Annotated in this window: 16 protein-coding genes; 6 read left to right on the top strand and 10 right to left on the bottom strand. The window is 60.2% G+C overall.

Features of this window, described 5'->3' with window-relative positions; genetic code table 11:
- Positions 1-12: 12 nt before the first annotated feature.
- From BM244_RS20320 to BM244_RS20305, 4 genes are all read right to left on the bottom strand, one after another.
- Positions 13-1,158, bottom strand: coding sequence for a hypothetical protein (locus BM244_RS20320; protein WP_093400746.1), 1,146 nt, complete (start codon positions 1,156-1,158; stop codon positions 13-15).
- Positions 1,159-1,252: 94 nt separating this feature from the next.
- Positions 1,253-4,708, bottom strand: a complete 3,456-nt coding sequence (locus BM244_RS20315; protein ID WP_093400745.1) for a glycosyl hydrolase 2 galactose-binding domain-containing protein — start codon at positions 4,706-4,708, stop codon at positions 1,253-1,255.
- Positions 4,709-4,763: 55 nt separating this feature from the next.
- Complete coding sequence (locus BM244_RS20310; protein WP_254784658.1) at positions 4,764-5,750, bottom strand: ROK family protein; 987 nt, start codon at positions 5,748-5,750, stop codon at positions 4,764-4,766.
- Entirely contained in the window at positions 5,747-9,178 is a 3,432-nt protein-coding gene (locus tag BM244_RS20305; RefSeq protein ID WP_093400744.1) for a glycosyl hydrolase 2 galactose-binding domain-containing protein, read from the bottom strand. Before BM244_RS20305 ends, BM244_RS20310 begins: the two co-directional genes overlap by 4 nt.
- A 134-nt stretch (positions 9,179-9,312) precedes the next feature.
- Between BM244_RS20305 and BM244_RS20300 the strand changes: the two genes are divergently transcribed.
- The 4 genes from BM244_RS20300 (at position 9,313) to BM244_RS20285 (ending at position 17,833) form a co-directional block, all read left to right on the top strand.
- Positions 9,313-12,342 (top strand): TonB-dependent receptor, encoded by a 3,030-nt coding sequence (locus BM244_RS20300; protein ID WP_139227000.1) that lies wholly within the window; start codon positions 9,313-9,315, stop codon positions 12,340-12,342.
- A 155-nt stretch (positions 12,343-12,497) separates the two neighbouring features.
- Positions 12,498-13,331: a CE1 family esterase gene (locus BM244_RS20295; RefSeq protein ID WP_254784657.1), complete on the top strand. Its 834-nt coding sequence runs from the start codon at positions 12,498-12,500 to the stop codon at positions 13,329-13,331.
- 173 nt (positions 13,332-13,504) lie between these two features.
- Entirely contained in the window at positions 13,505-16,438 is a 2,934-nt protein-coding gene (locus BM244_RS20290; protein ID WP_175518333.1) for a TonB-dependent receptor, read from the top strand.
- A gap of 189 nt (positions 16,439-16,627) precedes the next feature.
- Positions 16,628-17,833: an ROK family transcriptional regulator gene (locus BM244_RS20285; RefSeq protein WP_093400837.1), complete on the top strand. Its 1,206-nt coding sequence runs from the start codon at positions 16,628-16,630 to the stop codon at positions 17,831-17,833.
- Between the two features lie 129 nt (positions 17,834-17,962).
- On the opposite strand, the gene BM244_RS20280 is transcribed toward BM244_RS20285, so the two are convergent.
- Positions 17,963-18,580 (bottom strand): dienelactone hydrolase family protein, encoded by a 618-nt coding sequence (locus tag BM244_RS20280; RefSeq protein ID WP_254784655.1) that lies wholly within the window; start codon positions 18,578-18,580, stop codon positions 17,963-17,965.
- Between the two features lie 549 nt (positions 18,581-19,129).
- Between BM244_RS20280 and BM244_RS20275 the strand changes: the two genes are divergently transcribed.
- On the top strand, positions 19,130-21,580 hold the full coding sequence (locus tag BM244_RS20275) for a bifunctional diguanylate cyclase/phosphodiesterase (protein WP_217649178.1): 2,451 nt from the start codon (positions 19,130-19,132) through the stop codon (positions 21,578-21,580).
- Here BM244_RS20275 and BM244_RS20270 read toward each other — a convergent pair.
- Both BM244_RS20270 and BM244_RS20265 read right to left on the bottom strand, forming a co-directional pair.
- Complete coding sequence (locus BM244_RS20270; protein ID WP_175518332.1) at positions 21,516-22,442, bottom strand: GGDEF domain-containing protein; 927 nt, start codon at positions 22,440-22,442, stop codon at positions 21,516-21,518. The genes BM244_RS20275 and BM244_RS20270 overlap by 65 nt on opposite strands.
- 510 nt (positions 22,443-22,952) lie before the next feature.
- Positions 22,953-23,456, bottom strand: a complete 504-nt coding sequence (locus BM244_RS20265; protein WP_093400738.1) for a YciE/YciF ferroxidase family protein — start codon at positions 23,454-23,456, stop codon at positions 22,953-22,955.
- Between the two features lie 244 nt (positions 23,457-23,700).
- On the opposite strand from BM244_RS20265, the gene BM244_RS20260 reads away from it, so the two are divergent.
- Positions 23,701-24,057 (top strand): hypothetical protein, encoded by a 357-nt coding sequence (locus BM244_RS20260; protein WP_093400836.1) that lies wholly within the window; start codon positions 23,701-23,703, stop codon positions 24,055-24,057.
- Positions 24,058-24,123: 66 nt separating this feature from the next.
- Here the strand turns inward: BM244_RS20260 and BM244_RS20255 are convergent, their stop codons facing one another.
- Genes BM244_RS20255 through BM244_RS20245 form a run of 3 tightly spaced genes read right to left on the bottom strand, consistent with a single transcriptional unit; the run spans position 24,124 to position 26,385 of the window.
- Positions 24,124-24,318, bottom strand: coding sequence for a hypothetical protein (locus BM244_RS20255; RefSeq protein ID WP_093400737.1), 195 nt, complete (start codon positions 24,316-24,318; stop codon positions 24,124-24,126).
- Between the two features lie 26 nt (positions 24,319-24,344).
- Complete coding sequence (locus BM244_RS20250) at positions 24,345-24,788, bottom strand: BLUF domain-containing protein (RefSeq protein WP_093400736.1); 444 nt, start codon at positions 24,786-24,788, stop codon at positions 24,345-24,347.
- Entirely contained in the window at positions 24,778-26,385 is a 1,608-nt protein-coding gene (locus tag BM244_RS20245; protein WP_217649177.1) for a putative bifunctional diguanylate cyclase/phosphodiesterase, read from the bottom strand. The genes BM244_RS20250 and BM244_RS20245 overlap by 11 nt, the downstream gene beginning before the upstream one ends.
- Between the last annotated feature and the right edge of the window lie 148 nt (positions 26,386-26,533).

Here is a 26,533-nt window from a genome sequence, read left to right as displayed (position 1 = left end):
TGATAGACGCGATCAATTCGCTACCCCTCCGTCAGCTGGTTCACAGTTGTTGGATTGGGAACCGAATCGACCCAGCCTCTCGAGCTCTCCCCCGATGTCGTCGTTGATCTTCGGGCAAAGCACGCCCTGAGGCATGAGGCGATCTTCGATCAGCATTGCGGCAGCCCCGATGGCGATGGCGTAATCGGCGGTGGTTGCCGGACATACCACCGATCCGCTTCCGCGGAGTTTGCCAAGCGCCGTGGCTAGATCGACAGCAACCAGATCCGTGACGTAACCTCCCACGTACAACGTCGTGGGTACCGACCTGCCATATGCCTCGTGCAGAGCGAGATGAAGATCCCCTGCGCAATCGGCCACCGTGCCAGTGCCATCGTTCGTCGTCGGGGCGGTTGGCTTTGCTTCACTTGCCGCGTGCAACCTTGCAGCGATTTTCGCACCCTGCGGAATGCGCTTGGCCTCTACATGAAGATGGCCCGTGGACCGTCCAGTGACCGTCACGAGCGAGGGTGTGTCACTGAGATGAACGTACCCGAAGCGCTCTGCCTCATGATCGGTCCTTTGAAATGGCTCCATCGCCGCCAATGCATCGTAGCTTGAGACGAAAGTCAGCTCGTTTTCCGAGGCAGGCTGATCCGCGCGCCCACCGAGCCTAACGATCGCGTTGGTGGCGGCTTCACCCCGATCTGCATGGTCGATCCAAGAACCACACCGCGCCACGGCGACGCCGATGACCTTGCGCGCGTCGACGATCCCGCTGGCAGTGAGTTCAGCGACGGCGTCGACGATCGTAGCGCAAACCACCGCCTCGTCGGCGACATCTAGCGCCTGTGTCCGTCGGTGAACGACCTGTCCGGCCAGATTCACGGCAACGAGGCGCATCCTGGAGGAACTGACATCGACGCCGATGCAGATCGCTCGATCCTTCACCATCTGCAGTCGGATCGCCGGCTGGCCCCTGTTACCACTCGTCCGACCGGATTCCCGGACGAAGCCGTCCTTGATCAAAAGACCCGCGATGTTCGCGATCGCCGGCATGGAAAGGCCGGTGACCGCTGCAAGCTCGCGCCGGGTCTTCTGACCAGACGTTCGAAGGATCTGTAGTAACATCCGCCGGTTCCACTCGGCAGCGACTTCCAGATTAATCCCGTGCAGCATGACGCACCGTCTCCACTGCTGAAAGAATGTCGCGGGCTCCGACTTCCATCGTGGACCCGCGAGCTAGATCAGCCACCGCATCCGGCGGCCCTAATCAACGAAGCTTGATGACGGCGTTGACCACGTTCCATCCCCGGATCGACACGGCGGAAGCCTTGTTTGGGGCGTCGTCGCACTGGATCTCGACGGTACGCGTCTCGCCGGGAAGAAGGTTGAGATAGTTGTCGCCGTAATACGCCGGCAGCACGCGCTCGCCACGTTTGTCCAAGACGGTCATCTTGATGCCGAGAACGGGCTGGGCGCCACGGTTGGTCACTGTCACGCCGATCGAGGACTTCGCACCGACCGTCGCCTGTACGTCCATCTTCTGGGGAACCAAGGCGTTCAGCTTGCGATAGGCGGCGTCATCGGCGCCCTGCCAGTAGAAGTTCCTGCTCAGCTCCCTCCCGCTTCCGTCGGTCAGGGTCAGGGATACGAAGACGAGCTTCTCCTGATCCAGAACGGGCTGAAGACGGAGAGCGGGGAGCGTGGTGGTCGCGTTGGCCGGAGCATCAACGGCCCGTTCGTCCTCGAGCAGTACCTTGTTATCCGTCGTGACTACCTTCGTAACAAGTTTCAGACCGGCCCGAGGCTCCAAAGTCGTGTTGACCACCGCCAGCGAATAGTCCGGCAGATTCATCTGCGCGTGCACGGATTCCAGCGCCGACTTTGTTCCAAAATAGGCGCCTGGAGTGTCGTAGTCGTAGCTGTAGATCTGCCAATGGTTAGACGGCCATGCTGGATGGGTCATCCACAGCATACGCCCGCTGTTTTTGGTCCAGAGATGGGCCGACATGCCTTCGAAGATCGCCTTGTAGTCAGCGACGTTCATGAGCTGGGCCTTGCGTTCGAAATCCTCGAGACTGGTAGACTTGCCCAGTTGCGCGTCCATCGTATCCATGAACGACTTTACGTCTCCGTTTCCGCCGAAGTGCCAGTCGTGATACGCAAGGGTATCGCTGATCGGCCAGAGTTCCGACTTCGGCATCATCGCCTTCAACGCTTCCAGGGTGTTGAGCGACGGAGTGCCGGTCTCGACCGAGAAGCCCGACGCCAGGTTCGTGAAGTAGCCGACGGGAGGCCGATAGTTGTACGGACCGGAACCCTGCACGCCCACGACGTTCGAACTCGGCATGTAGAGCCGGGTGCCATCCAGTTCGTGGACGAGAGAGTCCATCCCCTCGTTCATCAGGGGCGGCGGGACGCCCTCATTGCGTCCGAACCACAAAAGCACTGACGGGTGGTTGCGATAGCGGCTGATAACATCGCGAGCATTTGCCAGAAAGAGTTGCGGATCCTCGGGCTCAACCTGAAAATTCTGGGTCGACATGAAGAAATCGTTCGTGATCAGCATGCCATATTCGTCGGCGAGGTCATAGAACACGTCTTCAGTGTTCTGACCGACCCAGTTCCGGATAATGTTCACGTTGGCATTCTTGTGCAGCTTGAAGAACGGCTCCATGCGTTCGCGCGGCACGCGCTTCATGAAGTCGTCCATGCCCCAGTTCCCGCCGCGCGCAGCGATCTTCACTCCGTTCACGAACACGGTGAGGTGCGGCAGCGCCATCGTCTTCTCGATCGGCCGTACCGCTGGCGACGTCTCTCCCGCGAGGGTCAGCGATTCAACCCATCCTTCCGGCGTCTCCTTGATGGCCTCATGCCGCGAATCGACGAGCCTTTCCTTCGAGTCCGTCGGAGAGACCGCCACCCGGCGTAGAGATCCCGTTCGATCGAAAAGGGACAACCCGTAGCTCAGCTCGCGCATGCCGAACCGCAGAGTCCTGCTATCGGAGGAGTGGCCACCTTGCGACGCCGAGACCTTCAACGTGTACAGGTTCTGCGGCCCATATCCGTTCGGCCACCACAGGCGGGGGTTGCGCACGTTCAGCGCCGAGAATTCCGCCGGCGTAAACTCGACGGTCGTGCTTCCAGGAGCCAGAACCACGTCCTTCGAGACGTCAACGCCGTCGAAACTCGCGGTGATCCGCGACGTGACAGTTCTGGCATCAAGGTTCGTGACGGGGACGCGCACAGTGACCGCGGCGCTATCCGTGCGTGGCAATGGGAGGTCGGTGATCACCTGCGCGTCCCCGATGCGGAGCTCTCCGCTCGTCTGCAGTTCCACGGGCTGCCAGATGCCCATGTTGCGATCGCGAACGCCGGGAATCCAGTCCCAGCCTTCGGCCGCGACGAACGTCGGTCCGTCAATGGTCAGGTTTCCCCCGTTCATGCCCGGCCCGGCCGCTACGGATTCTTCGTGTGGGATGCCCGGATGCGGCGGTCGGATGATCTTGACGGCGATCGCATTGCGACCTGCCCGCAACAACCCCGAGACATCGAACTGCCCCCGGATGAAGGCGCCGCGCACATCGCCGACGCGGGTGCCGTTGACCCAGATCTCCGCTGCGTAGTTGATGCCCTTGAAGACGAGGAACCGCTTTCCGCCGGCCTCCGACGGCATGTCGAATTCCGTTCGATACCAATAGTCCTGTCGAGCAAGACTTTCCGGAATGGCCATGTTGTTCAGGCCGTATGCGGGATCGGGATACACGCCGCGATCAACCAGCGTGGTCAGAACGGTGCCGGGCACGGTGGCCTTGTACCATTGGCCCTGTTCGAAGCCGGTGGCTGACAACTGCGCACCGGTCGCCAAAGTCTTTTCGGCAAACGCGAGGTCCCAGTTGCCGATCTGCCAGCGGTTCTCCGCGAGACGCGTCATGGACGGCCTCGCGCCGAGTGGTTTGGCAACGGGCTTGGCGGGAGGCGTCGCGCTTTTCGGAAGGGTCCAGTAGTCCTGTGGCTGGAAATAGCCCCGCCACTGCTTCTCCTGCCACTCCCAGCCAACGCCGGGCGTGGCAAGTTGCGCGGGCATGACCTCTGGCCTCGTCTTGGCCAGCGTCTTCAGCTCCGACGGAGACGCAGCCCTCGCCAGCAGGCGGAGTTCGAAGATGTCCCCGCCGAAATGCTGAACGTCGGCAAGCGCGCCGGTGCCAGACGCCGGCGCCAGAGCCAGCACCGGCGTCAATGGCGACGAATTCGGCGCAGACGTTCCGACCATGACGCCGTCAGCAAACAGTCGAACGGATTGACCGTCGCTCGACGCCGTCACGAACGTCCAGCGTCCGACCGGCACCGACGCCCTTGTCCGCGTCGGCGTGCCTTGCCCGTTCCAGAAGGCGAAATGGCCGCCGTCGATCACGATGGCCCGGACCGCGTCGCCGCGTCCCACCTGCGCAACGACGCTCCGTCCAGCGCGTTCGACGCTGGGCCTGATCCAGGCCGACATAGTCCATGGCGCGCCGGACTCGAATCCAAGCGCATTCGCAGGTAGCTCGCGTTCGAGCCCGATACCGTCTGCAAGGATGGTGGCACTGTGCGGACCCGTCGCAGCAGACTGTCCATGATTTACGATCTCGGACGGATCCTGGGCGATGCCGGGCCTCGCGTTAAGCGCTAGAAAGGCAATCCCACACATGGAAGCGAGGCGAAGGCGTTTCAGATAATAGCTCATCGATTTTCTCTCAAATCTTACGGCGGTCCGCGTGGTCGCAGCCGACCTTCGAGGATCAGACGTAGGTGGCAGCGTTCGGTTCGACCGTTGCGTTCAAGGCGTCCAAGGCTAGAGCGAGCGAGCCCAGCGGACCGGCCTCGTCACCAAGACCCGGCGCTACCAGCAGCGTCTCAAGCTGCGCGGTAATGACATCCGAACCGGCATACCCGCCCAGCCGCGGTTCCAGCCGACTGCGGATCATGGGGATTAGGAACGGGCGCCGAGATGGGACGCCACCTCCCAGCAGGATGCGCTCCGGCACGACAGTGAAGAGCATGTTGTGCATCATGGTCGCCAACGCATCCGCGACGTGTTCCCATACCGGGTGATCGTCCGCGATGGCGTCACCTGACATGCCGGTACGCTTTTCTATCGCCGGACCGGAAACCAGACCTTCGACGCAGTCCCCGTGGAATGGGCATGCGCCCTCCCAGCTATCACCAGGCTCGCGCCTCACGAGCATGTGTCCCGCCTCGGGATGGCCGAGCCCATGAACGGTCTGCCCACCGACCACGATGCCGGCACCGACCCCCGTCCCAACGGTGATGTAGGTCCAGCTCGAAAGTCCTCGAGCTGCACCCCATCGACCTTCGGCCAGCGCTGCTGCGTTCACGTCCGTGTCGGCCCCGGTCGGGACGTCGTAGCGTCGCATCAGCCGCTGGACCACGTCCGCTCCATGCCATCCGGGTTTGGTCGTCTTCCCAATGTGGCCGTAGTCGTTGGACGTCCGGTTCAGTTCGATCGGCCCGAAACTGCCTATGCCAAGCGCCCGAACATCGTGCGTCCGCGTCCAACCATCGAGGATTTGCTCGATGTCGGCGAGCGTCGAAACCGGGTCGCGCGTCGCAAGTCGTCTGGTCTCAACGATGTCGTCATGGCTGCGGGCCAGCGTGCAGATGATCTTGGTGCCGCCGAGCTCTATCCCGACGATGCAGTCCCCACGGACCGCCTCAGCCGTCGGCTCCGCCCCGGCATGGATGTCTTGGGTGTACATCTCCATCATCGCACCGCCACGGTCGAAGGCGTCACATTCCATCCGCTCAAGCGAACGTTCACCGTTCCGGTAGCGCGGCTCGTTGGGTATCGCACGGCGATCACCCGTTCTTCTCCTGGCAGAAGAGAGACGTAGTTGTCGGTGAAGTAGGCTGGCAGAACCTGATTTCCGGCTGCGTCGAAAAGCGTAGCCTTCGCCTCGATGATCGGCGTCTGAGTGGCATTGCGAAGCGTGATGGTAGCGGCTGTCTCCGTTCCGTCGATCCGTACCGTTGTGGACGCTGTTAGTCCGACCTTTGGCATCGCCGTCATACCCTTCAGGTCTGATGGCTGGCGGCCCTCCCAATAGAAGTTGCGCGAGAGGCTCGTGCCCTTTGCATCCATGGCTTCGAGACTGACCAGCGTCACCGGATTCGCACTCAGCGTTTCAGGAGCAATCGTCATGGCGTCTGAAACGCCTTCGCCGGCCGCATCCAGCTGCACGGAGCGATCCGCGATGACCTTGCCCTGCAGGTCTGTCATCTTCACTCGAACCTTTAGCCCACGCAGCGGTTCGCGCGTGTTGTTGACCACCACGATCTTATGATCCGGCAGGTTCATCTGCACGTGGACTGGTTCCGACGACTTCTGGACCGCGTAGTAGGATGCCTGCGTATCGTAGTCCGAGCTGAAGATGTTCCAGGCGCTGGACGGCCAGGCAGGTTGGGTCATCCACAGCATCCGAGCGCTGTTCGTCTTCCAGATGCCGGCGTTGAACCCCTCGAAGATGGCCCGATGCGAGTCATACTGCAGAAGCTGCGCCTTGCCGCTGAAGTCCTCAAGGCTGGTCGGTTCACCGAAACGAACGCGCATGGCGTCCATGTAAGTCTTGACCGATCCGCCCCGATCCTGATGCCAGTCGTGGTAGGCCCATGCGTCGCTGATCGGCCAGAGATCCTCTTTCGGGATCGCGCGCTTCCAGCTTTCCAGAGTGGGGAATGACGGCGTGCCGAGTTCCACCGCGAAGCCCTTGGCATGCTCGGTGAAATAGGTTTCGGGTTCTCGCCAGTCATAGGGCCCGCTTCCGGCGAGATTCACGTTGTTGGAGGAGCCCATGTAAAGCCGGGTTCCGTCCTCCATCTCGATCAGCGACTGCAAAGCAACGTTCAGCGACGGCTGCGGAACACCTTCGTTCCGGCCGATCCATGCCACGATCGATGGATGATTCCGATACCGGGCCACGACGTCCTGCGCATTGTTCATGAACAGGGGCACATCGTCGACCTGCTGGTTGTAATCCTGTGTCGATTCCCAGAAATCGTTGAGAACCATAAGGCCATATTCGTCCGCCAGATCGAAGAACACGTCCTCGGTGTTCTGGCCGACCCAGTTGCGGATGATGTTCATGTTACCGTCACGGTGCAGGCGGAAGAAAGGCTCCAGTCGGTCGCGCTCGATGCGCTTCATGAAATCGTCCATACCGATGTTCCCGCCCCGAGCGGCGATGCGGACACCGTTCACGCGGATGACTAGGTGCGGCGCGAGCTCCTCCTCGCCATCGATCCGCGTTACAGCGGCCGACTTGAGCGCACCTGGCGCCAGGGATGCGGCCCAGCCGCCCTTGACCTTGCGGATTCCCTCGTGGGTGCCATCGACGATATGCTGTCCCAGCGATCTGGCGCGAGAAAGATCGATGCCGACCCGACGCAGCTCTCCCGCATCGTCCATCAACGACATGTCGTAGGTCACCTGCCGGATCCCGAAACGCGTTGTGCGCTCGTCGGACTTCCTCCCTGCGATCGACGTCTCGATGCGTAGATTGTGGAGGTTCGGCTTGCCGTAGCCATTAGGCCACCAAAGCAGCGGGTTCCGGACGGCGAGTTGCGGGAACTCGCCGGGCATGAACGCAACGACCGTCTTCTGCCGCGGGGCCAGTCGAATGGAACGGCTGACGGCGACATCGCCAAAGCTCGCGCGCACGACGGTTTCGACAGGCTGATCCGTAAGGTTCTCGACTGGGACACGGACCTCGACGTTGGCGAGGCTGTTGTCAGGCTTCGGAAGCGTCGTGATGATCTGCGGGTCGCCTATCCGCGCAGCGCTGACCTGTTCGATCAGCACCGGCTGCCAGATTCCCATGTTCCTATCGCGGATGGACGGGATCCAGTCCCAGCCTTCGGCTGCGACAAAGGTGGGGCCGTCAAGGACGAGCATGCCGCCGTTCTCGCCGGCACCGGCCGTCAAGGACTCCTCCTGGGCGATGCCGGGATGGGGCGGGGGAAGGATCTTCACGGCGACCGCGGCGATGGTGCCAGGCGCGGCCACCTTCGATATATCGAATTGGCCGCGAACGAATGCGCCCTTCACGTCACCGACGAGCTGTCCGTTTACCCAGATCTCTGCGGCATAGTTGATCCCCTTGAACGTTAGGAACGTGTTCGTCGCGGCTTCTCCCGCTGGCACACGGAACTGTGTGCGATACCAGTAGGCCTGCCGGCTGAGCTTCTCCGGAATAGCCATGTTGTTTAGGCCGTAACCGGGATCCGGATAGACGCCGCGATCCACCAGAGTCGTCAGGACGGTTCCCGGCACCGTGGCAACGTGCCAGCGGCTGACGTCGTATCCAGCCCTGGACACCACCGCTCCTGCGTCGTGGATGTCCGGTGCGGCAACGAGGCGCCAGCCGTTCAGCGTCCAGCGCCCGTCCGCGCCGCTCGCCAGAACCGGCAGATTTGGAATCGGCTTGGCGATCGGAGCCGAAAAGGGCGCGCCGGACTTCGGGAGCGTATCGGCGGACTGAGGTACCTCCATACCGATCTGCTGCTTTTTCTGCACCGGCCACGTCGGGCTGTTCGGCGTAAAGCCGATGAGATCCGCATTCGGAAGCCGACCTGCCTCGGACTGGATTGCAGCTGAAGGGGATGCGGACCGATCCAGTCGGAAATCCGCAAAGCGGCCAGCAAACGTCTGGTAGCCGGACTGACGTGGAGCGACGGTCATCAACCCCTGGGAAGCGAAGCCCTCTAAGTGGCGAACTCGACCTGCGCTCCTGCCGTTGACGTACAGGACGAGGCCGTCGGCATCGTTGATCACTGCGAGATGGGTCCAACGCCCGACCGGCATCGTCGCATTGGCGGCAATTCTGGTCGAGCCCGCGATGAAGGTCGGACGCCCCTTGACCAGGTTCAGCGCGAACGCGACCTTGCCCTGATCAGCTACAGCCATCAGCGGCGCGTCTGCTGCTGAAGCGTCCTTAGGCCATACCCACCCACTCAGCGTAAAGTCATCGGGTCGAGCCGTAGCGTTCAGTGACTGCGCCGCGATCGGGAACTTAACGCTATCGCCGCCGCGCGCGATGTCCACGTTGATGGGACCACCCGGGACAGCTGATGGCTCGCTAGCCGATGCCTGCCACCCGCTAAGCGCCGTTGCCGCGAGCGCTACCGCCAAATACTTCATGCTTCCTCCCTCAGGCGTCAAAACCATTTGCTGCCTACCAGTCCGGGGCAGCCATGATCGATCGTCCATGACCGGGATAGCATCGCAATAAATTTATTCAATCAAATTGAATAAGTCTTGATTCCGGCTCAGCCGTGTGTTCCTCTGCAACCCTAAGACAGGGCTTAGACACCGGTCGTTACAGGAGAGGACTCGACGCTGCGGCAACCGCGGCGCTCGTCCCCGCTTGCGCGATCAACACAGGGGACGACACCATGCGCACGGGCAGACAACTCATTGCAATGCGCCTGCTTGCAGGCTCAGCAGCCATTCTGATGCATCCTGACGCTGCATTGGCGCAGCAGGAGGTATCGCCTGCCGCACAGGAGGACGTGTCGCAGGATATCGTCGTCACTGGTGTCCGCGGCGCGCAGCAGAAGGCGATCAACGTCAAGCGCGATGCAACGCAAATCGTGGACTCGATCGCGGCGGAGGACATCGGCAAGCTGCCGGATGCGACCATCGCGGATTCCCTGCAGCGGGTGCCCGGCGTCCAGATCACGCGATCCGCAGGGGAGGGGGCGTCCCTGAACATCCGTGGCCTGGGTCAGGTCCTCACGACGCTGAACGGCGAGCAGTTCCTTGGTGCGTCGAACATAACTGGCGCGCAGCCAAACCTCACCGACGTCCCATCTGAGCTCTTCGCCGGCGTCGACGTGATAAAGTCGCCTACGGCGCGCAACCTGTCCGGCGGCGTCTCAGGAATCGTCGATCTTAAGACGCGCCGTCCCTTCGACCTCCCCAAGGGGTTGACCGCATCGGTGTCTGGTCAGCACGTCTACGGAAACCGCACCAAGGACTGGAGCCAGCAGTATTCGGCGCTCGTCGGATGGAACAATGGGCGGTTCGGCGGACTGCTTGCGGTAGCATACGACGACCTGACGCTGTCAAATCAGCGCCCATCGATCACCAACGGCATCCGCAAGACGACGGACAGGGCGGCGGGCTTCGACACGAGAGGCGATGGCGACATCACGAACAGCACCCTGCGCGCCGATGGCGACTACTTCTACAATCCCGTCGCCTTCGAAATGAGCAACTCGATCACTGATCGACAGAGGCTGGGCGCGAACGCGTCGGCGCAGTATCAGATCACGGACTCGCTCCAGCTCATTGGAGATCTGGCCTACACGCGCCTGCGAAACCGAGACACCGGCGTTTCGGCCGTGCTGCACAACAACTTCTCCGACAACGCCTACCAGTCCAGTTCGATCATCGACGGAAACGGCGTGCTGGAAGTCGGCGACGCGAACCTGTTCCGCTTCCACACCTCGACCATTAACAACTACACGAAGGCTCGTTCGCTCAACACGAACGTCGAACTGCGCTTCGACGATGGAGGCCCGTTCACCGCATCGGCGCGCTGGGTGCAGGCGGATTCGAAATCGAGCTACATCTCCGGAAACGTCGATGCGTGGGCCACCAGAAGCATTCTCGTTCCGAGGAGCTCGAGCGTCGCCGACTGCACGGCGACGCCGGCGTCGTGCGTCTACGGCAACCCGGGCGGTCTTCCCAGCGTCCTCGCCAGTATCGACTTCCGCAACCACTACCCTGCGGTGTCGTTCGCGAGCGACGTAACGAATCCTGCGCTCTACTCGCTAACGTCCACATGGGCCTTTGGAAACCGCTCCGAAGCTCAGCTCGACGCGTATCGGCTCGATGGGGCTTACCGCGTAAGCGACGACGGCCTTCTGCGAAAGCTACAGTTCGGCGGCCGATACGGGACGCGTGACGTCAGCAACGACGCCTTCCGGCTTTTGTCTCCGATCTCGTTCGGCGGGACGCCCTATCTCTACTACTTCAAGGACGCGACCGGCATCAACCGGGTCAACGGGCTCAACCGTTCCCTCGTGCCCGTGCGCAAGTTCGCCGACATTCCCGGCCTGACCACGATGGCCACCGGCTTCGGTCCCATCACGGGCATTCCAGCTCTACCGGCCATAAATCCGACCGCGCTCAACGATGTCCGGCAGTTCAATGAGGCACTGTTTCCCGGCACGCGGGAATTCGCAAACCCGACGCAGTCGTATCGCGTCGACAGTCGTGACGTTGCCGCCTACCTCCAGGCGGACGTCGGTGGGCGGCTGATCGTTCCGTTCACCGGAAACGTCGGACTGCGCTACGCGCGCAACTCGCTCGACATCTTCACCAACCCAGCGGACGGGATCGCCTTCGTCGGGCTGAACGCCAACAACGGCGTCCAGCTCGCGCTGCCCACCGTGAAATACAAGAACGACAGTGACTTCTGGCTACCGAACGCCAACCTGAACTTCGAGCTGGCAAGCGACATGCGACTGCGGTTCGCGTTCGCCAAGGTCGTCGGGACCTACGACCTGGCCACGCTCGGGCAGGGCTTCGCGTTCAGCTACGTCATCAACGGTTCGCGGACGTTCAACGGGCAGCCCCTCCCGTCGGATCTGAAGCGCTTCAACTCGGGATCCGCCGGAAACCCATCTCTGAAGCTTCCTCAGTCGACGAACTACAACGTTTCCTACGAGTGGTATTTCTCGCGCAACAGCATCCTGTCGGTGGCCGCCTTCCTGTTCGACGTCAAATCGTTCCTCCAGACGAACACAGCGATAGAAGCGCAGCCGGACGAAGACGACGTCGTTCGCGAGGGGGGACCGGTGACGCGCCCGGCCAATGGAAAGGGCGGAGTCATCAAGGGCGTCGAGATCGGGCTCCAGACGACCTTCGACTATCTGCCCGGTCTGCTCAGCGGCTTCGGCACGCAGCTAAACTACACGCTGTCCGACAGCAGCAGCTCGAACGTCGATCTCTTCGGAAGGACGCTGCCAGTGCCGGACAACTCCCGACACCAGGTCAACGCGGTTGTCTTCTATCAGAAGGGGCCATTCCAGGGGCGGATTGCAATGAACTACCGCAGCAAACGCTTCAATGGTCTGACCCCGGCCGGAAGCGACAATCTGGCCGTTTTCACCAAGCCGACGAACTATCTGGACGCATCGCTCAGCTACGATGTCACGCCGCGCTTTACTGTATACGTGCAGGGCACCAACCTCACCCAAGAGAATGAGGAGCGCTACGCCCAGTTCAAAAACTTCTATCTCGATCAGGCCATCTTCGAACGCCGCGTCCTGGGCGGGGTTCGGATACGTCTATGAGAGGCAGAACGGCATACGCTCAGTTCACTGGCTGGATCGGTCGCATCGCAGTCGCGATCATCGCGCTAGCAGGCGGCGCCGCAGCATTTGCGGCACCTCCTCGCTGCGAACTGAGGCCATCCGGGCGACAGATCATCAAGATAGGGGTGACGGGCATGGCGCGTCCGGTACTGCTCTACGTGCCGCACGCAACCCGGCCCTGGAAGGCCCTGCCGCTCATTCTCAACCTGCACGGCAGCGGCTCGAATGGCGCGCAGCAATTGGACCGCTCGGGACTGATGGAGATCGCAGATCGTCATCACGTGATCCTAGCTTCACCGGACGGGGGGCTCGCGCTTCCGTCCGGTGGCTTGGCTTGGAACATCCCGGGTGTGCCGACCACGGCCGGGACCTTGCCGCCCGCCGATGCGCTCGATGACGTCGCGCACATCCTGGCGTTGATCGACACGTTGATCGCCAAGGGCTGCACCGACCCCGGACGGGTTTACGCGACCGGTCTTTCCGGAGGCGGCCGGATGGTCTCGTTGCTTGGCTGCGTTCTGTCCGATCGTCTGGCGGCGATCGCGCCGGTGGTAGGACTCAGAGCGGGGGCGCCGGATCACTCTACACCTGCGAAACCTGATGTGACGAGCTGCCGGCCAACAAGGCCGATGCCGGTCGTCGCCTTCTCAGGCAGCGCCGACACCACGAATCCCATTGATGGCGGTGGGGCGAAGTATTGGCAGTATGGACTGCTGGCAGCAGAACGTCGGTGGGCGGACATCAATGGGTGCTATGGCTTCATCGAGTCGGAGCCAGTCAGGAGCGGCAGACTGAAGCGTCGCTATCTCGGCTGTCGGCCAAGGACAGACGTTGTCTCCTACGTCCTGAAAGGTGGGTCTCACGAATGGGGCGTCGCCGACATGCAGCTGTTGTGGCGCTTCTTGTCCACCCACAAGCGTCGGGTAAATGATCCGTTTGTCGATGCCAGTCTCCCCGTCGGAAAGTAAGCGCGTATTTTATTCAATCAAATTGAATAAGTATTGCAAACGCTCAATAAAGCTGCTTTTCAGGCGAAACCAAGAGGGCTTGGAAAAAGCCGAGTGGGGGAGGGAACATGACACTGCGCCGATGCGCCGTGCACGTCCGAGTTCCCTCCCGGTCAGGATGAGGGATGAAGGCAATGCGTAAACTCACAACGCTCCGATCGGTTCTGTTCACCGCGAGTTCGGTCCTCGCGCTACTGGGTTCACAATCCGCCACCGCACAGCAGACGACTTCTGACGGCCCAGCCGCGGCGGCCCCCGATGCTGGAACGCCTCCGGTTCAGGACGGCGCATCCACCGGCGAAGACATCGTCGTAACCGGTGTCCGCGGCGCTCAGCAGAAAGCCATCAACGTCAAGCGCCAGTCCGCGCAGATTGTCGATTCGATCGCTGCAGAGGACATCGGCAAGCTTCCCGACGTCACGATCGCAGACTCCCTACAGCGCGTAACAGGCGTGCAGATCACCCGGTCGGCAGGGCAGGGCGCTTCGGTAAATATCCGTGGCCTCGCCAACGTTCTGACCACTCTGAATGGCGAGCAGTTTCTTGGCGCCTCGAACATCACGGGCGCCCAGCCGAACTTGACCGACATCCCGTCGACCCTCTTCGCTGGCGTGGATGTGGTGAAGTCTCCGACTGCTGCTGACCTTACCGGTGGTAACTCCGGCATCGTCGCGTTGAAGACGCGACGCCCGTTCGATCTGCCCAAGGGTGTCACCGCGACCGCGTCGGTGCAGGATACATACGGCAGCATGACCAAGGACTGGAGCCAGAACGGCTCGGCGCTGGTCGCCTATCACGGTGATCGCTTCGGCATTCTCGTCGCCGGCTCGTATGATCACGAAATCCTGTCGAACAAGAATCCACGAGTCACCAACGGCATTCTCAAGACTACTGATGCCCAAGCCGGTTTCGACGTACGCGGCGATGGTGACGTCACGAACAGCACCAAGCTCGGTGATGGAGACTATTTCTACAATCCGGTCGCGCTTGAATTCGACAACAGCGTTACGCAGCGTGAGCGCATCGGTGGAAACGCCTCGGTACAGTACGACGTTACTGACTCCCTCCAGCTTGTCGGTGATGTGGCCTACACCCGACTGCGGAACCGCAACTCGGGCAACAGTGCCGTGCTTCATGGCAACTTCTCGAACGACAGCTACCTGCCCACCTCGCAGATCGACTCCAACGGTGTTGTCGAGGTCGCAGACATGAACCTCACCCGGTTCCAGATGCACACGCTCAATCAGTATGACCGTTCGCGCTCGATCAACACAAACCTGGAGGCCCGGTTCAAGAACGACGGTCCGTTCAGCGCGACCCTGCGGTATGTGCACGGAGACTCACGCTCGAACTACGACGAATCCGATGTCGATGCTTGGGGCACTCGCGGCGTTCTAACGCCAACAGGCGCACCCAACAATTGTGCGGCCACGGCCCCGGTCAACTGCGTCTACTTCAATCCAGGCAGCATTTCGAACGTTCGAGCCAACGTTGATTGGCGCGGCGACAGTCCCGCAGTCACGTTCCTAACGGACGTCACGAACCCCGCGAACTATTCGCTGACATCGACCTGGTCGTATGGCCAGACGCAAAAGGCGATGCTTGATGCCTACCGCGGGGACGCTCAGCTTGATACCGACTGGGGCCCCTTAAAGAACATCCGGATCGGCGGTCGATACGGTACCCGGGACGTGTCGAACGATGCCTACCGCTACCTGTCGCCGGCTGGTGCGGCAGGCCACCTGTACTACTATAAGGACCCGGGCATCGTCGACACCGTCGGCTACAGCGTCATTCCTATTCGCAAGTTTGCCGACGTGCCGAACCTCGTTGCCTATGCGGGTAATTTCGGCCCCATCCAGGGAATCCCGAACATTCCCGCTATCTCGCCAGGCGCACTTGATGACGTAAACGCGTACAATCAGCTCTTATTCCCGGGAACCAAGGCGTATCAGGATCCCCAGAACAGCTATCGCGTACGCCAGCGCCAAATTAGCGCTTATGCCGAAGCGAACTTCGACGGGTCGGTAGGCTCGTTGGAATTCACCGGCAATGCCGGCGTCCGCTACGTGAAGACAAGTCTGAACATTTTCTCGTTTCCAACGGGCACCGGTTTCATCGGGGACTACGCCTGGAATGGCGTTGCTATCGCTGAGGGCATTAACAAGGCCAAAAACGACAGCAACGACTTTCTTCCCGACGCTAACCTGAGCCTCCATCTTCGGGACGACATGTACCTGCGTTTCGCGTACGCCAAAACCCTCGGACAGTTGGACCTTGGTCTGTTCGGCCGCGGGCTTGCGTCGTCGTATGCCGTTAACGGCACCCGCACGTACCAAGGGCAGCCGCTCGACCGGAACCTTCAGCGGTATTCGGCAGGATCAGCTGGCAATCCCAACCTCGAACTTCCTCGTACCGCAAACTACAACGTCTCGTACGAATGGTATTTCAACCGTAGTAGCCTGTTCTCCGTTGCCGCTTTCTACTTCGACGTGAAAAGCTTCCTTCAGACCAATACGTTGATTGAACTGCAGCCGGATGCCGATGGCGTCGTCCGCGAGGGCGGTCCTGTGACACGGCCGGTCAACGGCGAAGGCGGATCGCTCAAGGGGCTGGAAGTAGGTTTCCAGACGATCTTCGATTGGCTTCCCGGTGCTCTCAGCGGCTTTGGTGGCCAGCTTAACTACACGTACTCTGATAGCGGAAGCTCGAACGTTGACCTGTTTGGTAAGACGCTCCCGGTACCCGACAACTCGAAGCATCAGGCTAACGCCGTACTCTTCTATCAGAAGGGGCCACTGCAGGGTCGCGTCGCGTACAACTATCGCAGCAAGCGGTTTGCTGGCTTCGTAGCAGCAGCCGACGACAATCTGGCGGTATGGAACCGTGCCACCGGATACCTCGATGCATCGGCGAGCTATGACGTTACACCGAAGTTTACGCTTTTCGTTCAGGGATCGAACCTGACGAAGGAGAACGAGGAGCAGTACGCTCAGTTCAAGAACTTCTGGTATGGATCGAGCATCTTCGAACGTCGACTGACCTTCGGTGTCCGCATCCGAAACTAAGCTTCATGGAATACCCTCGGCTGGTCCTCCTTCCCCGAACCAGTCACTTACGGGGTTCACTAAGGCCGCGGCGATATTTCGCTGCGGCCATATTTTTGTTCGCGTCGCCGACCGTATTTAATGCAATATGGTGGGATGAATGATAGCGGTAACGGCGAGACGGTGGCGACGGCATCTAGGGATGAAGGTATGCGTGGCAACGATCGGCAGCCCCGGCTGACGGTCGGACTATCTGGCAGCAATTTGGTACGCGTCAGCGACTTTAACCAGCGGGTGGTCCTGCAAGCCATCCGTGTCGCAGGGGGCGAGGTTTCCAGGTCGGAACTCGCCGCGGCGACCGGCCTGACGTTTCCCACCATAGCCAATATCACGCGCCGACTGATCGACGAGGGTCTCATTCACGAGACTGCCCGCATCAAGGGGCCCAGAGGCAGCCCCGCGTCGCGGCTCGCGATCGATCCCGACGGCTGCTTCTCCCTAGGGGTCAACATCGATCGGGATCATGTTGCCGTAGTAATCCTCGACCTCGCGGGGGGCGTTCGCGCGCGATCCGTCATGGAGCTCGATTTCCCTAGACCCGAAATGGTCATCGACTTCGTGCAGGAGTGGTACGCGGAGACGACCGACGCATTGAAGCTGAACCGAGAACGCTTCATCGGCATCGGTCTTGCGATACCTGACGATATCGGAACTATCGCGCTGCCGAAGATGCCGGAGGCATACGGCGTCTGGGCAACGACGAACGTCTCACTCCTGCTTCAAGACGGACTAGGCCTGCCCGTCCTTCGTGACAACGACGCCGCAGCGGCAGCGATCGGAGAAGCCCAGTTCGGCAACGGGCGACAGTTCACCGACTTCTTCTACGTGTTGATCAGCGCCGGACTGGGCGGTGCCGTTGTCGTGGACAACGAGTATGTGCGCGGCGGAAACGGACGGGCGGGTGAGCTCGGACTGCTTCCCGCGGACTTCAATCATCCCGCAGGGCCGACCGTCCAGGACTGCGTGTCCCTATCTGAACTCAGGCTCAGGCTGGAGAAAGCAGGATATGCGGGTAGCGTGGCGGAACTTCGCGCAGATGTCGAACGCCACAACCCGGTCGTCCGCGCTTGGTCCCTGGAGGCGGCAAAGACCCTCACGCTCCCCATCATGACAGTGAACGCCCTCCTCAACCCGACCGCGATCTTCATCGGCGCGCGACTGCCGTCGTGTCTGCTGGACAGCCTCATACTCGAACTGAATCGTAACATCGCCGCGCTCGGAAGCGCGGTCCCGAACATGGCTTTGATCCAACGAGCGAGTCATGACGAGGACGCCGTCGCAATCGGTGCGGCTATCCTGCCGTTCATTGCCCATACGCTTCCGTCTCACGCTGCGCTCATGAAGAACCTTAGCTAACGCCACGCTCCGGATCGCTGCGTCCACGCATGGCGCGGCGGTAGAAATCCAACGTAAGCATTACGGACTGCAAGAAAAGTGCAAGGTCATAGCGCGGCCCCTCGTCCCGGAGGAACGCGTGCTGGGCGTTCACCTTGTGCCACTCGTAGCGTGCGGCGACCTCTTCCAGCCGTGCGCGGATCGCCTGTCGTCCGGCATAGGGAACGTGCGGATCCTGCCGCCCCCAGACGAATCTGCCATCTGTGTCAAACTGTCATCAGACCGACCTTCTCCAAGCGTTGCGGAATGAATATCGGTTGGGTAGAAGCAGGCGGCGGCAGAGACGCGCGGATCGAGCACCGCCCGATAGGCGAGGTGACCGCCTAGGCATACGCCAAACGTACCGAGCCTTCCGTCGCAAGCCGGATGCTCCTGAAGTGCGGTCAGACCCGCCTGCGCGTCAGCGTCGTAGGCGGCGACCGGCTTAGTAAACTTCAGCGTGTTGCCGCGGTCAGTGCCCGCGGCATCGTAGTTTAGGACCGTGCCGGCCGGCTCGTATTCGTGATAAACCTCCGGCACGGTTACCACATAGCCGTGCCCAGCGATCATGGCCGCCAAGCGGCGAATGGGCGCCGTGACCTGATATATCTCGGAGAACAGGAGCACTCCGGGAAAACGTCCCTGTCTGGCAGGGCGGAATAGATGCATCCGCATCCACCCACTATCAACTACGTCGACGTCTTGTGTCTCGTCGCTGTGCAAGATCATCTGGTCTTCTCACGAGAGGTGCAACCCGAACGGGGCGATTTCCGGCGACCATAGCGGCGACCTCTTTCATGGAACAGCTCCCCAATCGATTGAAAGCCTTACTTCCGTTCCAAGGTTTACCGGCCGACGCTGTCAAAGCGGGTATACCCGGAATGACGCTTTCAAATTGGGCTGTACAATCAGGGTCGATTTCGCGACTGAACAGGTGTCATTTGCATACCCTGGCAGGACAGTCGGAGGGGCAGACGGGCGTCATTCGAAGAGGGGCAGGGGAGAGTGTCTTCCCTTGCTACCGTGGTTTGCGTCGAGCGGGTATCCCCGATGTTCAGATTCCTCGAACCACCTCGGGGCGTAGCCACCGCGCCGCCTCTCCCAGTGATCTTAATCGTAATTCACGGGAAAGTTCGCTGAGCGCCGCATAGATACCAGCTTAGTCGAAATGCGTGCGTCGCTTGTCTAGCGAATGGATAGTAACTAACGTTACCATCGGTAGTCATGCGTACTGCAAGGCCGGGAAATTTGTTAATCTAGCCAATGCATTATGGCTGGATGATCGGTTCCTTGTCATCTGTGTTTGCGTGCATTCGTCACGCGCACGACGCCCGCCTTATGGTTGTAGCCGGCATTGTGTGCGCTATCGGTATCTATGCGTCGTTCGCGCTCGCCTATCATGCGGCGCGGCACGAGGGGCGGGTGCGGACCTATTGGGGCCTGGTCAGCGTCACCGCCAGCGGCTGTACCGCATGGGCTACGCATTTTATCGTACTACTGGCCTTCAAGCCCGGCATGCCAGCGGCATTCGACCCGGTATTGACATTCATATCGCTGTCGTGTGCGATCATCGGCATCGGAACGGGCGTATCTATTGCGATACGCGCGCCCGGAACTGTTAGACAGTTCATTGCCGGCTTGGTCGTCGGTATCGGCGTCGCAACGCTCCACTATGTCGGGCAAGCCGCCTATCTCGTCCAAGGTGGCGTCTCCTGGGACCTCGGCCTGGTGCTACCCTCCATCGTTGCCAGCTTGCCGATCTCGGGGTTGGCTATGGTGGCAGCTGCCAGTCGCAACCGCCGTATCCGCGCTTGCGCCGCGCCGCTGCTGATCTTTTCGATCGCGCTCCTCCACTTCTGCGGCATGGCAGCCATGACGCTGCATTTCGATCCTGCTGTACGCTTCCCTGCCGATGCGGTGTCACCCCAGGCGATCACGCCGGTGGTGGCCGGCGTATCGTTTGCGCTCATACTGCTGGCCGTTCTCGGATGGCGCTTCGATATCGCGGCCAAAGTGCGTCTTCGCCGCGATCGTCGCCGACTGCGCGAACTCGCCGACGTTGCCTTGGAAGGGCTGCTGATCTGCCAGGGCGATAGGATCGTGACCGCCAATACCAGTGTCGAGCGTCTTTCCGGGTATGAGCCAGGACTGTTGTCGGGCAGCTTCGTCAGCTCGCTTCTACCCGGACTGGATATAGCGAGCCTGCCCGAACGTGAGGAACGCGAAGTCCAACTCATCGACGCCACCGGGCATGCGGTGCCGGTCCGGGTATTGCGTCAAGAGGTTGCGCTGGGACATGAGATTCAAACAGTCATCGCCGTTCGCGATCAACGCGAGCGCCTCAGAACCGAGGCGCAGATCCGAACCCTGGCGTTTAGCGATGCCTTGACAGGGCTTCCCAACCGAACACGCTTTTTCGATCTCCTTGCAGTCCACGCAGCATCACGGCGCGAACGCGATCAGGTATTTGCCGTGCTCATGCTCGATCTCGACCGGTTCAAATCGATCAATGATACCCTGGGTCATGGCGCTGGCGATCTGATATTGGCGATGGTGGCTGACCGACTAAGTACGACACTGCGCGAGGGCGACGTGGTTGCACGTCTTGGTGGCGACGAATTCGCTATCCTGCAACTCGGCGCTGGTGACCTCGAGGCAGCAGCGACGCTCGCGACCCGCATCATCAGGGCGATTGAAGCGTCTCCGTTCATGCTCGATGGTCAGTTCCTTTATCTCGGGGCCAGCGTCGGCATCGCCATCGCGCCAAGTGACGGTGACGATCCAGCGGAACTCATGCGCAATGCGGATCTCGCATTGTATGCCGCCAAAGCGGACGGCAAGGGGGTGTGGCGCCGGTATGACGTGTCGCTTGACGACAAGGTTCAAGAGCGGCGGACGCTTGAAGCTGGCCTGCGATGCGCGTTAATCGAGGGGCAGCTTGAGCTCCACTACCAGCCCCTGATGGACGCACGGACGGGCCAGATCACGTCAGCGGAGGCTTTGGTTCGCTGGAACCATCCCGAACGCGGCATGATTCCACCGGTCGAGTTTATCGGGCTGGCGGAGGAAACGGGCCTGATCTTACCGCTTGGCGATTGGGTATTGCGCACAGCCTGCCTCGAAGCGGCAACTTGGCCGAATGGCATCAGCGTTGCCGTCAATCTCTCACCGGTTCAGTTCCGCGAACGCTCGCTTGTGGCCAATGTGTCTGCTGCACTGGCGGCTGCCGGCCTGTCTCCCCAGAGACTCGAGCTTGAGATTACCGAAGGTGTTCTCCTCACCGACGAGGACCGGACGCTTGCAACATTGAACGAGCTCAAGGCATCGGGCGTGCGTATATCGATGGATGATTTCGGGACTGGATATTCGTCGTTGAGTTACCTGCGAAAGTTTCCGTTCGACAAGATCAAGATCGATCAGTCATTTGTTCGTCAGATACCCCAGGATCCCGAAAGTGCCGCCATTGTGCGTGCCATCATTACGATGGGGACATGCCTGGGTATGTCCACCACCGTAGAGGGCGTCGAAACGTTGGAGCAATTCGATTTCTCGGTCGCGGAAGGATGTGCCACAATTCAAGGGTATCACATCAGCCGTCCGCTCGAACCGACTGCCCTTGCAACGATGCTGGCAGCCGAGGCGGGCAACATCGGCTTAGTTTCGGCTATGAATGAACAGGTACCAAGCGGGTTTGCGGATCGCGCAAAGGCGCTGGATCACCTCGTCTGACGAGCTGGATCGCACTCGGCAACACCGTGGGCGCTCCTACATCGGCCACAATGACAGAGGCCTTCGCGTTACGCTTTGCGGTATAAAGCAGTCCGTCGGCGCGTAGCAGCAGTGCATCGTAATCGAGGCGGTGACCTGGCGGGGCTATAACAGCGCCCATGCTGATCGTTGACAGCGCAGGCAGACTGATCAGTGCCTCACTGATGGTGCGATGGAAGTCGATCGCGAACTGCTCACCGCTACCTGCATCCGGGAGTGCTGCGATAAACGCGAACTCATCGCCCCCCATACGACCGACGAACCCATAGCTCTCGAGCCCGCGTACGGCAGCGCGCGAAGCTGTTCGTATCGTATCGTCGCCCACGGCATGGCCATGATGGTCATTGATGGACTTGAAATTGTCGAGATCCATAACACCGACCACTACCGGCATCGTCGTAGACGACAGCATCGTGACCATCGCGGCTTCGAAACTTGATCTGTTCAGCAAGCCTGTCATGCCATCGAGCCGTGCAGACGCACGTTCACGCTCGTAAGCGCGTCGTAAAGCCCACATCGTTGCCACAACGAACGCCAGCACTGCGCAGCGAAGACCTACCCGAAGCAACGTTATCGTGGTCGTAGTTGGGATACCCGTTTGAATGGTAGCGCGCGTATTCAACACGATAGCGATTACCGCTGAAAAGACCGCTGCACGACGACTTAACCGCCACGAGACCAGGCCCAGCAATAAAACATAGACCGGCCCCATGCCGATCGCGGGATAGATGATGTCAATGATTTGCAGAATGAGAGCTATCAGTAGGGCGGAGGCTGTGACCGTTGTCGTCGACGCGGCTTCAAGGCGATCTGCCATCGTCATGCTCTTTAGTCCTGACATTTACGTACGGCTTTTTTTCGTATCCGACACGTAAAAGCGGACTCGCCGCGTATGCGCTGGAATGGTTTACAGATTGTTAATCAAGGACTTATTCGAAGCATAGGGTGTGTTGCTCATCGCCGTTACTGCCTCTGCGAGAGGCACCGTCCCGAAAGGGGGCGCCTTGCCCTGGTGATGACCGTTCAATGAACGGTCGCGTAGCAAAATTCTTAGATTTCGGACGCTTCGAATGTCGTCATTTTCGCGACACTGGAATGTCGGCTCTGAGCAGGAAGAGGACCGGCTAGAGGATCTTTGGAATCGTACGCTAAGCTCGCCGAGCGTCCCGATTGGGATCGTGAACCCGGAAATTGGGATCGTGAAGCGAGCGTTCGTACGGTCTATTGAAAGTTGGCGCAGGTGATGCCGTTGATTCGGCATCACCTGCCCCGCTTCCACCTAGATTTCTAAGCGGGCACTGAAAAGGCTTGATTCCAAGACAACGTTTGGCAATCAGCCTTCCACTGCGTCCACGTTCACGGCGGACTCGGCCAGTTCCGTCATCATCTCATCGCCGCTGTACATGTCCTTGACCGCAGCATCGAGCTTGGCGACATCGTCATCCAGCTTCAACGCCTTCGCAAATGCGGCGACCGTGCCAAAGCCAGTAATGCCGTAGTGGGTCATACGCTGATACTGAGCGATGATCGCTGCGTCGAGTACGGGACCGGTCTTTGGCGCTTCCTCAACGGTATGCTTGAGCGCCTCGGCGACCAAGCCCTCCATACCCTTGCAATGCTCCTTCTTGAGCTTTTCGTCCTGGCTCTCGATCAGCGCCTTCAGAATGTCGGTGTGCTTGGCGATGCCGTCCTGCGACGATTGCAGCATGTCCTTGAGCTTCTTGTTCGTCGCCTGACCGACGATCTTCGTTAACGCCTTGGCCATCTGATCGTTTGCCGACCAAAGATCCTTCAACTCGTCAACGTAAAGCTCTTGAAGCGTTTCAATCTCAGCCATGTTCGTCTCCTGCGGATATGTAACGACGGCTGAACGATCGGCTACGCTTAATCGGTCCGGTAAATTTCGCGGGAGAGCAAGAACGGTGCAGGGCAACGGCATCACCCGCTGGTTATTTTAGACCAGCGGACAGCATAATTGTGGATTGTTACGGACCATCCGGGATCATGCATCGTTAAGGAGCGTCGGCATTATCCGGCACCCCAAGAGAGGATATCTAATGGCCGTCAAATTTGCCGGAACGATGAACGCGATCAATCGCGGGCTGGACGCGACCAAGCCAGCCAAGGGCGCCGATATGGTGGAAGATTGGGAAGCAGCGCTGGCCGACCTTGATGTAGTGGGCGCCAAGGGCATCCTTCGCGATCTCGGATCACTGCGGAAGCAGCTCGAAAAGGATGAGCCCGACGCCGACCGTGTACATGCTCTGCTTCACCGGCTTGGTGCTGCGACGACTAAGATCGCTGACAAGGCGGACAAGTCGCAGGACAAGCTAAAGGCATTGGGCGAGGCCTTGACCGAAGCGGGCGAGGATCAGCCCGACGAGGAAGAGGATACTGAGGCCGCTGCCGCACCAAAGCGCGCGCGCAAGAAGAGCTGATTGATGCAGGGGCGGACGTTCGTCCGCCCTTGTTTTATTGTGAGGCCAGGCTCCAACAGCGGCTGGTTAATCCTTGTGGAGATCGCGCCCATGCTGGCGATCCAGCAGCCGCATGATAGGCGTCACCGGTAGGCCATGCAGGACCACAGAGAAGAGCACGACCAGTCCCCATAGGCGGTCGGCGTCGGCGACATCGATGTGGTTGAGACCGTAAGCTAAATAGTAGATCGTTGCCGCTGGATAAGCCGCGGATCTCGCCATGCTTGCGATCGTACGTACATGACGGATCAGGCGGCCGTGCGCTCCTCCTCTACCGCCAGATCCCGCAGGATCGAATGCAACTTATCGCCGCTGAAGCGAGACGGATCAAAGCTGCTCGCCTTTGCCACATCGGCAAAACGCGCCGCATTGTCGTCTGACATACCGACAAACCCCATTGCCCAGTTCGGGAAACTTCGTGCTTTGATCGGCTCCATTGCGAGGAGAGAGACTTCGCTATGGCGGTCGTCCTGTTGGATGCGCTCGAAAGCGAGTTCCACCACGTCAAGAGGGCCTTCGAGCACCTGAGCGAAACAACCCGCATTAAACATCAGAGCGCCAGTGATGCCATCCCGTTCATTGTTGGCGCGGCTCGTCGCGAGAATATCGTTCACTTCTGCCGCGAACGTGTCAGCGTCGCAGGTCGTCAAATTACGGCTGTAATACACCAAACGATAGGTCTCAGTGGACATCACCATCTCCTTCGAATTTCCTGCCAAGGAAGGACTGCACGCTCGCCTGCGCCATCGGCCGTCCAGTGAGGTACCCTTGAACGTGGGTACAATTTTGATCGCGTATGCGCTTGAGCTGATCAGCGGTCTCAACGCCCTCGGCGGTAATCGCCATACCGAGGCTGGTGCCGAGGCTCGATACGGCTTTCAGTATCGCTTCACTATCCGGATCGTCGCGCGCAACGAACGAGCGATCAATCTTGATCTTATTAAACGGAAATTTCTGCAAGTAGCTCAGCGACGAGTACCCAGTGCCGAAATCATCCATTGATATTTTGACGCCCAAGGCGCGCAGGGCGTGTAGCGTCGCCAGCACGTTGTCCGTATCAGCGAGAAGAGCGCCTTCGGTGATTTCGACCTCGAGGCGTTCCGGATTGAGCCCCGATCGCGCAAGCGCCAACGACACAGACGCGAGCAGCGTGTCCGCCTTGAACTGTAGCGGCGAGACATTCACCGCCACAACGAGGTCTCCTGGCCACGCCGCCGCCTCCATACATGCGGTCAGCAGTACCCACTCGCCTATCTTGACGATCAGTCCATTTTCCTCGGCGACGGCAATGAAGTCGAGCGGAGGCACATTGCCGCGGACAGGATGCTGCCAACGCAACAGGGCCTCAAAGCCCATTACCGTATCAGTCGAGAGATCGAAAAAGGGCTGGTAGTGAAGTTCGAACTGTTTGAGCGCCAGTGCTCGGCGCAGGTCGATCTCCAGCTCGCGGCGCTCGTGCAGCAGCGTGTCCATACCGTGCTCGAAAAAGCGATAGCGTCCGCGGCCCGCACGCTTTGCTTCGTAAAGCGCCAGATCTGCATTGCGGAGAACATCGCGAGGCTGCATCGAGCCTGACCCCAGCGCCACGCCAACGCTGATGCCAATGTTCACCGTGTGCCCGCCTAGCACATAGGTCCGCCCGATCAGGTCGACCAGGCGTTCGGCTAGAAGCTCCGCATCGCGAGGCGAACGAATGCCGCGCTGGAGAATAACAAATTCGTCGCCCCCAAGCCTGGCAACGAGATCATCTTTGCGTGAAGCCTTACGCAGCCTGTCCGCCACCTTCTTAAGCAGCTGATCGCCGATGCCGTGCCCGAGCGTGTCGTTGATCATCTTGAAGCGATCGAGATCGAGGCAGAGCAACGCGACTGGCTCGCCACCCTCGATGGTGCCGGGCAGTGCGCGTTCAAGTGTGGCCATGAAGGTGTTGCGCAAAGCAAGCCCCGTCAGATCATCTGCCTGAGCCTGCGTCTTCTCAATGGCAATGGCGACCGGCCAGAGGCTGATGCAAATGTTACCGCCGCCAATTGGATTTAACAGCGCTTCATATGCTTCGGATTGCCGCGTCATGAGCCTCATGCTCGACGGGCCATCGCCGATCGACACCGGCCGCAGATAATCGGCGAAAATGTCGGGTAACGTCAGTCCGACGATCCAGCCACCAAAGCTGGCTGCGGCGGTCGCGTTGGCATAGGTTATTTCACTGTTGGCGTCGACGACTAGGACAGGATGCTGAAGCGATTCCAGTATCCGCGCGGAGGAGGCCGATGCAATCTCGGAGTTCTGCATTAGGTTTTGAAACATGGATCGAAATGCTCCGGGAACTGCCCGCGGCAGTACCGGCTACAAGCGAACAAGACGTTAAAGCCCAAGCCCTTTCTGCTTGATGCAGCCGACGTAACTAGCATTCCACGTCCATTAACACGTGGCGGAAAAA

Source organism: Sphingomonas sp. OK281 (genome assembly GCF_900115295.1).
Taxonomy (GTDB): domain Bacteria; phylum Pseudomonadota; class Alphaproteobacteria; order Sphingomonadales; family Sphingomonadaceae; genus Sphingomonas.
This window is presented reverse-complemented; position numbering and strand designations above follow the sequence as displayed.

What these genes read in the sequence shown, in the direction of transcription:
- BM244_RS20320 (WP_093400746.1), bottom strand. Translation starts at nt 1,158, where the DNA reads ATGCTGCACGGGATTAATCTGGAAGTCGCTGCCGAGTGGAACCGGCGG.
- BM244_RS20315 (WP_093400745.1), bottom strand. Translation starts at nt 4,708, where the DNA reads ATGAGCTATTATCTGAAACGCCTTCGCCTCGCTTCCATGTGTGGGATT.
- BM244_RS20310 (WP_254784658.1), bottom strand. Translation starts at nt 5,750, where the DNA reads ATGATGGAGATGTACACCCAAGACATCCATGCCGGGGCGGAGCCGACG.
- BM244_RS20305 (WP_093400744.1), bottom strand. Translation starts at nt 9,178, where the DNA reads ATGAAGTATTTGGCGGTAGCGCTCGCGGCAACGGCGCTTAGCGGGTGG.
- BM244_RS20295 (WP_254784657.1), top strand. Translation starts at nt 12,498, where the DNA reads ATGGCGCGTCCGGTACTGCTCTACGTGCCGCACGCAACCCGGCCCTGG.
- BM244_RS20290 (WP_175518333.1), top strand. Translation starts at nt 13,505, where the DNA reads ATGCGTAAACTCACAACGCTCCGATCGGTTCTGTTCACCGCGAGTTCG.
- BM244_RS20285 (WP_093400837.1), top strand. Translation starts at nt 16,628, where the DNA reads ATGCGTGGCAACGATCGGCAGCCCCGGCTGACGGTCGGACTATCTGGC.
- BM244_RS20280 (WP_254784655.1), bottom strand. Translation starts at nt 18,580, where the DNA reads ATGATCTTGCACAGCGACGAGACACAAGACGTCGACGTAGTTGATAGT.
- BM244_RS20275 (WP_217649178.1), top strand. Translation starts at nt 19,130, where the DNA reads ATGATCGGTTCCTTGTCATCTGTGTTTGCGTGCATTCGTCACGCGCAC.
- BM244_RS20270 (WP_175518332.1), bottom strand. Translation starts at nt 22,442, where the DNA reads ATGACGATGGCAGATCGCCTTGAAGCCGCGTCGACGACAACGGTCACA.
- BM244_RS20265 (WP_093400738.1), bottom strand. Translation starts at nt 23,456, where the DNA reads ATGGCTGAGATTGAAACGCTTCAAGAGCTTTACGTTGACGAGTTGAAG.
- BM244_RS20260 (WP_093400836.1), top strand. Translation starts at nt 23,701, where the DNA reads ATGAACGCGATCAATCGCGGGCTGGACGCGACCAAGCCAGCCAAGGGC.
- BM244_RS20255 (WP_093400737.1), bottom strand. Translation starts at nt 24,318, where the DNA reads ATGGCGAGATCCGCGGCTTATCCAGCGGCAACGATCTACTATTTAGCT.
- BM244_RS20250 (WP_093400736.1), bottom strand. Translation starts at nt 24,788, where the DNA reads ATGTCCACTGAGACCTATCGTTTGGTGTATTACAGCCGTAATTTGACG.
- BM244_RS20245 (WP_217649177.1), bottom strand. Translation starts at nt 26,385, where the DNA reads ATGCAGAACTCCGAGATTGCATCGGCCTCCTCCGCGCGGATACTGGAA.